Source organism: Pseudoalteromonas sp. Z1A6 (genome assembly GCF_011378745.1).
GTDB classification, from domain to species: domain Bacteria; phylum Pseudomonadota; class Gammaproteobacteria; order Enterobacterales; family Alteromonadaceae; genus Pseudoalteromonas; species Pseudoalteromonas arctica.
In genome coordinates, this window is the sequence record NZ_WTKW01000088.1 from 1 (window position 1) to 13,487 (window position 13,487).

At 40.0% G+C, this 13,487-nt stretch carries 10 protein-coding genes; 1 reads left to right on the top strand and 9 read right to left on the bottom strand.

Annotation, left to right across the window (positions count from 1 at the left end; genetic code table 11):
* Window positions 1-72 precede the first annotated feature (72 nt).
* From GQR46_RS07720 to GQR46_RS07760, 9 genes are all read right to left on the bottom strand, one after another.
* Complete coding sequence (locus tag GQR46_RS07720) at window positions 73-1,353, bottom strand: glycosyl hydrolase family 8 (RefSeq protein WP_165727809.1); 1,281 nt, start codon at window positions 1,351-1,353, stop codon at window positions 73-75.
* 213 nt (window positions 1,354-1,566) lie between these two features.
* The gene (locus GQR46_RS07725) at window positions 1,567-2,394 is read right to left on the bottom strand and encodes a ThuA domain-containing protein (RefSeq protein WP_165740616.1); all 828 of its coding nucleotides are present in this window, start codon (window positions 2,392-2,394) and stop codon (window positions 1,567-1,569) included.
* 7 nt (window positions 2,395-2,401) lie between these two features.
* Window positions 2,402-3,112 carry a DUF6445 family protein gene (locus GQR46_RS07730; protein ID WP_024611073.1) on the bottom strand — a complete coding sequence of 237 codons (711 nt, stop codon included), beginning with the start codon at window positions 3,110-3,112 and terminating at the stop codon, window positions 2,402-2,404.
* A gap of 5 nt (window positions 3,113-3,117) precedes the next feature.
* Window positions 3,118-4,602 (bottom strand): tryptophan halogenase family protein, encoded by a 1,485-nt coding sequence (locus tag GQR46_RS07735; RefSeq protein ID WP_165740617.1) that lies wholly within the window; start codon window positions 4,600-4,602, stop codon window positions 3,118-3,120.
* Window positions 4,603-4,624: 22 nt separating this feature from the next.
* Window positions 4,625-5,635, bottom strand: a complete 1,011-nt coding sequence (locus tag GQR46_RS07740) for a cupin-like domain-containing protein (RefSeq protein ID WP_165740618.1) — start codon at window positions 5,633-5,635, stop codon at window positions 4,625-4,627.
* A gap of 10 nt (window positions 5,636-5,645) precedes the next feature.
* Window positions 5,646-6,389, bottom strand: a complete 744-nt coding sequence (locus GQR46_RS07745) for a SapC family protein (protein WP_165740619.1) — start codon at window positions 6,387-6,389, stop codon at window positions 5,646-5,648.
* Between the two features lie 185 nt (window positions 6,390-6,574).
* Window positions 6,575-9,604, bottom strand: coding sequence for a TonB-dependent receptor (locus GQR46_RS07750; RefSeq protein ID WP_165740622.1), 3,030 nt, complete (start codon window positions 9,602-9,604; stop codon window positions 6,575-6,577).
* Window positions 9,605-9,992: 388 nt separating this feature from the next.
* Window positions 9,993-11,060 (bottom strand): glycoside hydrolase family 43 protein, encoded by a 1,068-nt coding sequence (locus tag GQR46_RS07755; protein ID WP_165740620.1) that lies wholly within the window; start codon window positions 11,058-11,060, stop codon window positions 9,993-9,995.
* A gap of 62 nt (window positions 11,061-11,122) precedes the next feature.
* On the bottom strand, window positions 11,123-12,478 hold the full coding sequence (locus tag GQR46_RS07760; protein WP_165727802.1) for an MFS transporter: 1,356 nt from the start codon (window positions 12,476-12,478) through the stop codon (window positions 11,123-11,125).
* A 364-nt stretch (window positions 12,479-12,842) separates the two neighbouring features.
* Here GQR46_RS07760 and GQR46_RS07765 point away from each other — a divergent pair.
* A partial coding sequence (locus GQR46_RS07765; RefSeq protein ID WP_165740621.1) for an NUDIX domain-containing protein occupies window positions 12,843-13,487 on the top strand: 645 nt, incomplete at its 3' end.

Here is a 13,487-nt window from a genome sequence, read left to right on the forward strand (position 1 = left end):
AGTTTTTGCTGCCTAAGCTTTTGCTACTTAGATTTTTGCTACTTAGGCTTTTGCTGCTTAGGTATTGTTATTTTAATTAAACGTGTTGTTATAAAACTTAAAGTTACCCGATACATGCAGCATAGCTAACATATATAACGAACCATTATAGTAACGGTAGTCACCCGTTGGTTGCGATAAAGACCAAAATTCGTTAAAAAACTCATTTGCTTGCCCAGCGTTTGTTGAAGCAAGTAACGCTACTGCATTCGCGGCTTTTTGACCTTCACCTGCACAGCCTTTGTTTTGCGCTCCACCGTACGAATACACTTGCTCGTAACAGTTTTTACTGTTGTTAGTTTTTGCATAACTTAAAAAGCCCAGTGCTTTATTTACTGCGCTTTTATGCCACGCTTGAGCACCCATTAAATGCGCGTCTAAGCCAACATTCATAATTACGCGCCATGCATCAAACTCATACCATTGACCTGGGTTTGCTTGGCCATTAAAAATGTAGCCAATAACAGGGCTGCCATCTAAGCGCGATAAAAATGTAGGTAAGTTCCAATGCGGATTATCATTCACTTTTGTAAAATGGTTTTTAAGTAAGGTTCTACTTTTTGTAGCCACTTGTCGCCAGTAATTTTTGTCGGCTTGATTAGTCACGTTATTTGCAAAGTAGTCGTAAAACGCAGGTATGTGATAAGAAGGGTCTGTTAGGTTATCAATGTAAGGTGAAAAACGGATTATTTGGTTTTGCATCAGCTTGTTTTTAATTGTGTTTAACATGGTAATGGCATCAGCATAATAATCAAATTCGCCCGAATTACCCCAACGGGCTGACGCATTAAGTAGTGCGAACGCAAAGTACTCTTCGCCATCCGGAGCCGGACCTTCATCTACTTTATAAACAAAGCCGTTTTGATTAAGCTTTAGTTTCCACGCGTAAACGCCTTGTTTTTTTACATCAGGGTGATTGTCTGGATTTTTTTGATACGCTTTAGCAAAGCGCCATAGGTTATCAAATTCTTCTTGCTTGTAGAGCATAACAGCGGCGGTCATTCCCCACGATTGCCCTTCTGTTCTTATATCGTCGCCTTCGTCTGGGTTAATTGCTTTTATGTAGTGTGCTTTATAAACACCGTTTTCGGTGTACGGGTAGTAAAGTTGTTGAGTGTTGTTATAGCCAAACATATTGTCAAAAGTACTATTCACCTTTTGCTGTATATTTGTTTTACCCATTTCTTGTGCGAGGTTACGGTATGTCCCTGAACTGTCGGCGCCTACACTCGATGGGTTATTATTAAATGCAGCAAGTGATTGATAGCTTATTAGTGTTAACAATAAAGTTGTTATTTTAAAAAATACTTTCATGTTTATCCTCTTTATTTGAATTATATCAGCGTGCAAATTTAATATAGTCTTATTGACCATTTGATCAAGCAATTCTCAAAATTATTTGTTTATTTTATAAACTAAGTGAAATGAGTGAGGTGTTTAAACAGTACCTAAAATGCAAAAGGCCGCTTAAAAAAGCGGCCTTGAACGATGTAAATAAAACTAAAAAGTACATTTATGAGTTATTCATTAATTACTGCTTTTTAACCCTTTACCTGTTGCAGCCCAATAAATACCGCCATAAATATGTTCGGTTAAAAACTCACTGCTATACACCGCATTAGTATGCCCAAGAGCGGTATAAAATGAGCGGCCGCCATCGTAATTGTGATACCACGAAATAGGATGAAACGATCCCATGCCTGAACCTGTTTTGTTATTACCCCAATCGGCAGTTGGGTTGTAAGTTTGCTCATCAACCGTGAGTAAGTAGTTTAACTTAGTGAGCTCTGGCCCAAACTCGTACCACTCGTCAGTCCAAAGCATTTCCTGCGGCATATGGCTTAAGCCAATAAAGTTAGTATTAGGCACTTTGCTTAATACACCGGTTTGAATAACAGGATGAATGTTAAAGGTGCGCCCCACCAGCTTTTGATACCACAGCCAATCGTATTCGGTGTCTGATGCGCTATGAATACCCACAAAGCCTTTACCTGCTTTTACAAATCGTTCAAGCGCGGCTTGCTCTTTTGGGTTTAAAATATCGCCTGTGGTTGATAAAAATACCACTACATCAACATTTTTTAAGTAATCGTCGTTAAAATAATGGCTTTCTTCGTGCCAAATTAAATTAAAAAAGTGCTTATCGGCTAAGCCTTCTAGCGCTTTAACGCCTTCGGTTTGCGACTTATGGTGCCACCCTGCGGTTTTTGTAAATAGCAGCACATTAAATTGCTTTTTAGGGAGGGTATCAAACCCTGTAGCATTACTTTTTTGCACTGTTGCCATACTCAGCGCCAATACAACAAAGCTTAATAGCCAACCCTTATATGCGAATCTAGGTAAAGAAAAAGACATAGTAATCCTATTTAAAATGAACAAACATATTAGCCGTTAGCCGCCCTGTTTGTGGACACGGTGAAATATCGGTGGCTGTATTAAGTAAACTGGTGTGCAGCAAATACCCAGGAAACACAATAAGCCTATTTGGCTTGTAGGGTATGTGCTTGTAGCATTCAAACTCACTGTGCTGTGGGGTGCAGTAACTAGGTTTTGTGTTACTGCACTCAAGAATGTGTTGAGCATGCGTTAAATACGTGTTTTTGCGCTTTGTGCTTATTGTTTCAAACCCTGTTTTTTTATGCCTAAAAAACCCCGTTCCGCCATGCGGCCCCTCTCCAAGGTAATGAATAATGGCAATTAAATTAGGATCGTTTGTATCAAAGTGTGGCAAGGTTTGTATTGGTGATAGCTGCTGCTCCGTTTTAGTAATTAACGATAAGGCATTATCTTTTGGGTATGGGGTAAGTGTTTGCCCAATATTAAATACGTTATAAAACCCCTGTATAAGAGGCTTTAAGTAATCAACCACACATTGCTTTGGCAGCGGCATACGTAAACCTGGGTATTGAGTGAGTTCGTCGGGTTTAAACTCTCCATTACTTTGAGCAGCACTTTGCGCTAATTTTATAAGTTTTTGCGGCTCACTAAGGTAGTCGTCAATTATAATAATTGGCGTTTGCTCTTGCCCTATAAACTCATACTCTGGCTGTAAGTTATTGCCAAGTGTTAGCATAATACTTACTTAGCCTTGCAATAATGATTAATAAAATCAATGTGACTCGGTAAGCTATTTGCTTTTTTAGCCACATGATTTTTTATTGATTCTAAAAATCGTTTAAGCTCATCATCGCTCATGCTATCTACAATGGGGTGATAATTTTGCGGCATTAGCCCTTGCCCTAACATCACTTGTAACCACGATGCTTCGCCAAATAGCTCTTGCTCTGCTTTATAAACATGCCCGCTTTGTTTAAATAGCTCAAGGCGTTTAGCGAGCGACTCTGGTATTGGCATATTTTTACAGTAACGCCAAAAGTCGCTGTCGGTGCGCTGCGTTACGTGGTAATGCAGTACAATAAAGTCGCGGATATTTTCCGCCTCAAAGCGCATTTTGTTATTAAAGTCATCTTGATAACACGACTCAATTGCTTTGGTTGGCATGTTTTGCATTAATCTAATAATGCTTTGCTGAATTAAATGAATACTGGTTGATTCAAGCGGCTCAATAAAACCACTTGCCAAGCCAATAGCAACACAGTTTTTGTTCCAATGTTTACGCCGTGTACCGGTGCGGTATTTAATAACGCGCGGCTCATTAATAGGTTTGCCTTCTACGTTATTAAGGAGCGCTGTTTTGGCCTCATCATCGCTCATGTATTTACTACAAAACACTAAGCCATTACCACGGCGGCTTTGCAGCGGTATTTGCCACTGCCAACCACATTTATGTGCCATTGCACGCGTATATGGCACTATTGGGCTTACTAATTCGGTTTGTACTGCTACTGCGCTGTCGCACGGGAGCCAATGGCTCCAATCTTCGTATCCGGTGTGTAGCGCTTGCTCTATTAATAAACCTTTAAAGCCGGTGCAATCTATAAATAAATCGCCCTCAATAATTTGCCCGTCACCTAAAGTAAGCGATTTTATAAAGCCATTATTGGGCTCTAAGTTAACTTTGCTTATCATGCCTTCTATACGTTTAGCGCCGTTTTGCTCTGCAAAATTTCGTAAAAACTTAGCGTACAAACCGGCATCTAACTGATAAGCATGGTTACGGTCTTGATTCGGCACTACGGCAAATTTACCCAAGCGACTTGCTACGTGCTCTGTGCAATAATCACCAATATCGGCTGCTACACCTTGTTGCATACCTTTTAGCCAAAAGTGCTGAAAACCTGCAGCCCAACAACCTTGCCCCACATAACCAAATGAGTGAAAGTAGCTTTGCTGGTTTTGTTTCCAGCCCTCAAACGATATGCCTAATTTAAACGTGGCGTTAGTGGCTGCCATAAATTCTGATTCACTAATTTTTAGTAAATCATGAAATATATGCAGCGTAGGAATAGTTGACTCCCCGACCCCTACGGTAGGTATTAAATCGGATTCAACCAAGCATATTTCAATATTTTTACCTAGCAGCTTTGCCATTGCAGCGCTGCACATCCAACCAGCGGTGCCGCCACCTGCTATTACTATTTTTTTAATTGCATTTTGATTCATAATTCAAACCTTACAAGTACGCTTAGCGTCTTAATTTATTTTGTAATTCGGCTCTTAATTTACGCGCTGTTAGCTCATCCATTGGCTTTGTTAAAATAGCCTGTGCGGGCTCTGGTATGTGGGTAAATTCGTTATCAGCAAATACATAGTAATTAAACAAGCGTTGCCATGCTGCTCGCTCATGTTTTGGTAAATTACGTATGTTTAAAATAGCAAGGTGCAACGCATTAGTAGGCTGCCCATACACCGCAGGCGTATTTTTAAACCAATAATTAAACAGTATATTTAAACTGCCAAGCCCCTCTACTTGGTGCCACCACATGCTGGGTAATATAAGGGCATCGCCGGCTTCAAGATCAACGGTAATTGCCGCTTTTATTGCCTGCTCAAACTTAGGGTATTGCGTGAAGTTGGGCGCAGTTGTGGTGGTTAAGCTTATTGGCTGACCACCGGGTGCCTTATCAAGCGGGCCTATGTATAAATTATCTATTTGATCGGGGGAAAATAAAGTAAAACGCCTTTTACCTGCAACACAACATGCTAAATTTTGCGCTACGTCGTAATGTGCTGGTACGGTAACTTTTCCGCCTGCCCATACATTAAATAAACAGCCTTCGCTTAATGCGTTAACATGGCAGTGTTTAACCAAAGCAGGTAAGCACTGTGCAATGCTGGTAGAGCCAATGTATAGCGTATCTGCGTGTGGGTTATTTGCAGTTTGCGTTATTTGCTCAAGCGCGTTAATAAATGGCGCTTGCTGATTAGTAAAGTTAAAACCGCTCATATCAGGGTTATACCCTACAACCCCATTTTGACTGGCGGCTATTGTGCAGGTATTAACTAAAAAACCTTCGTAAAACGGCGTTAAATAATCAATTGCTGCAGCATCAGATTTTTTAGCAGCAATAACTAGGGGCCATTCGCTTACAAACCCTTTTAGTACAATAGGCACAGGCGAGTTTAAAAGCTCCCTTGGTAACGTACTGGGAGTTAAACCACTGAGCGATTGAATTTTATTTACTAAATTTGCCATAGTTAAGCACTTACATCGCTTGCTTTTGTAGCATAAGTTGCTCGTTTTTAAGCGCCACTAAATCACGTACATGTACTTGCGATGCAATGACCATATATATACACGCTAAATACCCTTGTGAGTGAAGCTCTGCAATTGCCTCGCTACCTAGCTGGTTTAGCGAGTCTTCGTTTATGGTATAAAAACCGAGTAAGTTATGTTTAAGCCCGTTTACTAAATCAAGTTCTAGCGATACCGACTCAAGCAAACTATGTTTAATTAAGGTTTTAATAAAAGGCTGATTTTCTTGAAGGCCATGATGAAGGCTGTCGAGCACGTTTATTATATTTTCGAGGTAATCACTATTTCCGCCGTGTTCTAAAAAGAGGCTAATACCCTGCTTTGTTGACACTTTTGGTGAGTCTAAATCAATACTAAGCATGCGCTCTTGCGTTGCTACACCGTTTTGCATTGTATTTTGAGTCGCAATAGCAAAAGGCAGTCGCTGCATGCTGAGCGGAATGTAGTGTGCTTGCCATTGTTGGTTTACTAAAAATAAGTTTTTGTCTTTGTTTATGCCGTATAAACACACCGGCGAAAATGTATTTGTTGCGTCATCTTTGGTAAAAAATATTGGGTAATGTGCTTGAGCGACTCTAAATTCGCTTACAAATGTTTCGCTGTACCAAACCCCGTCACCTAAGTGTGTGCCGCGTGCAGGGTTTATTTTTAAATGCTGATGCTCAACATTATTTAATAATGCATGATTGGCCATGGATTGTGTGCTCCAATTATTGTTATGTGCCTTTACTTACTACTACGCATACCTACTGCTGTGAAGTGAATGTAACAAATAAGTTAAATTCACATTGACTATAACAGGTGGGTATTATTATTACTAGATTAAAAAGAGCAAAAAAAAGCCGCATAATGCGGCTTTAAATAGGTAGATAATATTTATTAAAAATTATAACGAACACCTAAACCGTAGCGAGAGCCTGTTTGAGTGATGTTATAAATCAGCTCTTGCTTGCGCCCGTACGATGTTACGTACTCGTCAGTAATATTTATACCTTCAATAAATACGGTAAGCCCTTCTACTGCGGGTACTTCGTAACTTACGTTAAAGTCTATTTGGTAATATTCATCGGTATAAATTGGCGCAGTTAAATCGCCATTTACACGGCGCTCATTTAAAAACGAGTCGCGCCAGTTATATGCAATACGTGCTTGTAAGCCTTCTTTATCGTAAAAGAACACCACGTTTGCCGTATCACTTAACCCTACAAGTGCTTCTGTATCCTCTAATGAGTCGTTGTCGTATTCAAGTCCTGAGTCAACCATGGTGTAGTTAAAAATACCGCCAAAGCCTGACTCACCAAATAAGTGCTGAATATTAAATTCAAAGCCATCAATGGTGTATTCTTGGTCGCCATTTACAGGCACGTTTATTCTAAAGTTTACAGGTTCATCTGTTGCTGGGTCACCAACAATTGTGCCGCCGTCTAACTCGCCATTTTCATCAAAATTAGGCTGTACATTTGGATCATCAGCAAAGTTTTCAAAAATATATGTTCGAATAGCTAAGTTAGAAGCATCAGCACCAAGTGCACTTTGTGCTGCTTTGAACTTCTCACCGTTTAAAGGATCGGCAAGATTAAAAATATCCGAATCTATTGTGCCTGTTGTGATCCAATTGGTTACGTCTTTTTTAAAGTAACCAAACGAAATATAGCTACCTTCGCCGTAATACCATTCACTTGATAAGTCGTAGTTAATTGATTCAAGTGGTTTGAGTCCTGGATTACCAGAGCCACCCGAATAACCACTTAAACTACCGCCGGTATTAATAGTTGTTCCGCCTTGTAGCTGACCATAACCCGCTCTTGAAATAGTTTTGCTCGCCGCTGCGCGGATCATTACATCTTCAACTACTTCAATATTAAAGTTAATATTTGGCAGAAACTGGCTGTAGTCTGCCGATTGGCTTAGCGTTTCAATACCGGTAACACCCGTTACTGATGTGGCTGTATCTTCGTTCCATTCTACGCTGCTATAACCGGGTGCTGTTGCTTTAGAAAATACGTCTGTTTTTTCGTAGCGTAAGCCAATTTGTAGGTCGAAGAACATGCCGCTCAATTCGCCTTTATAATTTACTTGTGCAAAAGCAGACTGCGTTTTTTCTTCAGTAAAGCGGTTTGTTGCTGCATCCCAATCGGTTGAAGCACAAAATTGTCCTTCGCCATTTGGACCTGCCGCTGCGCCAGCCGCTGCTTTACAATCACCGTAAAGGTTATCTACGTTAGCAACAGGGTCAGCAAACTCGGCAGCATTTACAATCGCATCAAAGTCGGCAAAAAAGATTGTATTAAATAAATCGTATTCGCCTTGTGTTGCAGTGCCTTCAAAGTTACCCGCTTTAGCTTGAAACTTATCTAAAATAGTATCTTGGCGCCAATCAATATCAGCAAAGTCGCCCTCAACACCAACACCACCCCAATCTGGGCGTTGTACTTGGGTATGACGATAATGGTTATTTACTTTGTTAACCGCAACACCAAAGTCGATGCTTAGGTTGTCGTCAATGTAGTAGTCACCTGAGATTTGTGTTTGATCGATTTCTGAATCGTATTTATCATTTGCAAACCAGCTACCCGATAAGCGCATAGTGCTTGGGTTAAAGTTTTCGATGTTACCAATTGCAATACCGGGTAAATCGCCAGTTAAATCAAGCCCAGAGCGCGTACGTGTGTACGAAGGCAACTGAATATTGTTACGCGTACCGTGGCGTGGATCGGTTGCTTTCATAGAGGCTTTTGAACTGTGATGATCAAACTCTAGGTTAAGTTGATCCGACACTGCCCACTCTAGGTTAAAGCCTAATGAATCTGTTTTTTCTTCGCGGCCCCAAGAACCTACAGTAAGCGACGTATCGCGGTAGTCGGCATCACTTTGAATGTCATAAATTTCTGAGTAAATAAGTGGATACGCGTTAGGCTCGCCCGCCCAAACAGATTCACTTCTATCGCCAGCGTAGTTAAACCAAACTGAGGCGTCCGTATGCTGCTCTTCAATAGTTGTTTTAAAGCCGGTGTAATCAAGGGTTACTGTAATGTTTTCAACAGGCTGATATTGAAAAACTAGCTGCCCATTTATACGCTCACGTTGGCGCTCTTCAAACACATAACGTGGTTGTTGCGGGTTTGAATAAATACCTGATGTAGGTCTGTTTGTTCCGCCTTCTGCTCCTGCAGGTACGCCGCCCCATCCTGTATTTGTGTAATCAGATGCTCTGTAACCTTGATCTTGAATAAACTGTTGCATACCGCTTTCACGGTCTTGGTAACTACCCGATATCGAGATACCAAACTTGTCATCCCCAAATGTTTGCGAATATAAACCGCTTACCTCTGGTGTAATGCTGCCCTCATCGGTTGACTGATCATCTACGGCTTTTACGCCAAACGATGCTTTTATACCTGGGCTATTTAAGGGTCTGTTTGTTGTTAAGTTTATAGTTGCGCCAATGCCACCTGAGGTAACACTTGCGTCTGATGTTTTATAAACTTGCACACCCGATACGCTTTCAGATGCGACATTTGCAAAATCAAATGTGCGGTCACCTGTTGTATTAGGAAGCTGACGACCATTAATAGTAATTAAGTTATTAGCAGGTCCAAATCCACGGACTGTTACGCGGCTACCTTCACCGCCGGCTCTATCAATTGATACGCCGGTAATACGTTGTAGCGATTCAGCAAGATTGGTATCAGGAAATTTCCCCATATCCTCAGCCGAAATTGCATCGACAATACCAGAAGAATCGCGTTTAACATCCATAGAGCGTTGCAATGAACCTCTAATGCCGGTTACTTGTATTATTTCTACATCTTCATCGGCAACGGTTTCTGCAGCGTAGCTTTGGTGAGGAAGCGTAACCGACCCTATTGCAGCGAGTATGGCTGTTGAAATTATCTTTTTCTTAAACATCATGATGCCCTTTTTCTTATTTAATTATTATTGACGTACTGCAAGACTTTAAGAATTACTCGAAACATAATTGTAAACTATTTGTTTCATTTTACGGCCAATAAATAATTATTGTGTGTGTATGTTTTAAACGTTTTACAAAGACCACAACCAGTTTTAAACATGTGCTACTTAACTAAAAAACATTAAATATCAGCAAGTTTATGCTAATTCTTTGTGCTAATTTTTTACTTTAAAATATTTTCATTTTGTCATATGTCCTCAGCTTCCTCTTAAATCGACCATTAACAAAATAAATTAATGGTCATATTGACTATATCTTTTTTATGCAAATAAAAGGCGTTGCAGTGCTCACGCAGATAATTTGCATTGTTTATAACTATTTTTATTAAGCGTGTTCATATGGGCTTATTGTTTGGATTTTTCCGTTTTCGTCGTGCTCAAGCTTAGCCATTTTCATACTGCGTAAATGGGTTTGCCCGCTCGATAACGTACTGTCGTGATAAAATAAAAACCAATCACCATTGTGCTTAACAATTGAGTGGTGCGTGGTCCAACCCAGTACTGGGTTTAAAATAACGCCCTGATAGGTAAATGGTCCGTACGGATTATCGCCCGTTGCATAGACAATTTTGTGTGTATCACCCGTTGAATACGAAAAATAATAAACACCGTTGTGTTTGTGTACCCATGGGCCTTCAAAAAAGCGGCGGTTGTTATCGCATACTGTAATTGGTAAGCCACTCTCATCAAGTACAACAACCTCTTTTACTTTTTCGCTTAGGCTTATCATATCTTCCGATAATTTTGCTACGCGTGCTGGAATTGCAGCTTCACCATTTTTTGGATATGTACCTTCTTTGTTAAATTCGCTTGTTTGCCAATTTTGTAATTGGCCGCCCCACAAGCCACCAAAATATAAATAATGGCTTGAGTCGTCATCTTCAAATACAGCCGGATCGATACTAAACGTGCCTTGAATGTAATCGTCTTCTGCTTTAAAGGGCCCTGTTGGGCTGTCACTTTTTGCAACGCCAATTCTGAAAATACCTTGCTGATCGCGTGCCGGAAAATAAAGGTAATACTGACCAAGTTTATGCGCTGCATCGGGTGCCCACATTTGCTTGCTTGCCCATTTTACGTCGTCTACACAAAGTGCTACGCCATGGTCTATGGCTTTGCCTGTGCTTTCGTCCAGCGAAAACACATGGTAGTCGCGCATTGCAAAGTGGTCGCCGTTATCATTAATTTCATTTTTTGATTCAATGTCGTGCGACGGGTAAATATACACTGTGCCGTTAAACACATGCGCAGACGGATCGGCGGTATACATGTGATCAACTAATACATTGTGATTTTGTATTAACGAGTTGGCTCGTTGTAAGTCTTTTAACTGTTTAAGTTCAGCGTCACTTAATCCATTAGATGGGGGTGCTGCTTGCGCTGTATTTTGCATTTTTACTCCTAGTATTGCCTGCCCAATTTACACTTTTAAAAGGTGAAAAATGGACTGCTAAATTAGTTTATGGTTTTGTTATCAGCCAGCTTCGTTTGAATGCGCTTTACTTCAGGCTCGGTAAGTTTGTAACGTGTTATAAAAATTAAACATGCCACGGTACAAATTACTGGAATACCAGCAAAGGCGAGTAAAATGCCTGATAACGTGTGTTCTGATTGCTCTTGATTTGGTACGTAGGCGTACCCTGATAATATCCAGCCTGCAATAGCACCGCCGATTGCAAAGCCTAGTTTTATTGCTAATAAATGACCCGAAAACGTAACTGCCGTTAATCTGCGGCCAATTTTTAATGCGCCGTAGTCAACCGTATCAGCCACCATCGAAAACATAATTGGGGTAATAATCATGTGGGCAAAGTTAGCAATAAAGTACACAATAAAAATGGTTACGATTGCGTCGCTCTCAAGTACATAAAACATGCTGTGAGAAATAATTACGACCACTAAAGCGACAATGAAAAGTGTTTTCTTTTCAATAAATTTGGTTAAAAAGTTAGTAGATATAGCACCCAATACTGAGCCAATTGCTGAGAGTGTTAAAAAGTTAGAAGTAAGCGAGGCTTCTCCTACGTAGTACTTAATATAATGCGGTGCGACTGAGGCTCTAACGCCAATTAATATTAATGTTGCTAGGCTTATAACCGCTATAACAACCCATTGATCGTTTTTAAATAAGCTTAAAAACTCAAGAAAGGCATTCTTTTTACTTTGCGCGGGTTTAACTTGTTTGGTTTCTTTGGTCATTTTAAAACACAGTAAAAAACACGCTGCGGCAAGTCCGCCTAAAAACACCATTGCTAGCGGGTAACCTACTACATCGTTGCCGTCACCAAAAAAGGCAACCAGCTTAGGCAGTGCCCATACAATTACAAGCAGTGCTGCCATTGCCATTGCAAATCGGTATGACTGTAGCGATGCGCGCTCTTTAGGATCGTTTGTCATTACTGCGCCAAGTGCACCGTACGGTATATTAATGGCGGTATAACACGTCATTAATAGCCCGTAAGTTAAGTAGGCATATATAAGCTTGCCCGTAGAATCAAAATCGGGGGTTATAAATGCTAAGCAAGCAAACACACCGTACGGAACAGCTAAAAATAATATGTAAGGGCGGTAAGAACCCCAACGGCTGCGCGTTCTATCGGCAATGCTGCCCATTATTGGATCGGTAATACCATCAAATAAACGAACCGCTAAAAGAAGTGTACCCGCAGCAGCTGCAGATAAACCGTAAACATCGGTATAAAATATCAACATAAAGTTAGCGACCATTTGAAATACAATATTACTGGCTGTATCACCTAGGCCGTACCCTATTTTTTCTTTAATTGTGAGTGTGTGTTTTGTGTTGTTCATGTGTGCTCAATTTTCAATGCAAATCGATATAGTCAAAAATACTATATGCATTTTTAGCGCATGTAAACATTTATGTTACATTTTTAATCAACTGGTAATTTATTTAATACATGACGCTAATTTGGCGTTAAATTTACTAACATACAAAGGCATTAGCCGTTCAATAAAAAACCACTACTTGGCCAAAATAAAAAATGTGTGTTGATACATTAAATTAGGTACAGCAGAAATAGCGGTTAATTAAATAGATGTGATTGTTTTAGATAGGATTTATAAATGTTTTTTATTTGCGCTTTAAGCGCCTTTTATATACTCTTAATAGTCTTTATAACAATATGTATGTATAGCATTGGCTGAGTAATTTATGCACCATAAAACATCAAATATTTCTAACAATATTGACGAAGAATCGATTCCTGATGACTGCATTAGTAATCTAACCGTAGATAATATTGTATTTGCTATTCATGAAGGAAAGTTAAAAGTGCTGCTGGTTAAATATAATCGCGGCCTTGCAACAAGCCAATGGGGTTTAATTGGTCATTGGGTTCGTAAAGACGAAAACTTAGATCTTGCAGCTCTGCGTGTTGTTAAAAGTACCACCGGTGTTGAAAACCTTTATTTAGATCAGTTAGGTGCATTTGGTAACGTAGACCGCTACCCAGCTAGGCGTATTATAACTATTGTTTACTACTCGCTCGTACGCTTTGAAGAAACCAATCTTGTTAGTGGCGATAACGCCGTAGAGTGTGAATGGTTTGATGTAAATAACGTCCCTAGTTTAATGTTTGACCACGCCGACATTTTAAAAAGCGGCCTTGATTACTTACGTTATAAAGTAAGGCACGAGCCTATCGGTTTTAGCTTACTCCCAGAAAAATTTACCCTGCTTGAGCTACAAGGGATTTACGAGTCAATTTTAAATAAGTCACTCGATAAGCCTAACTTCAGACGTAAGTTTCAAAAAATGAACTTATTAATAAACTGCAAAGAAAAACAAACCAACGTA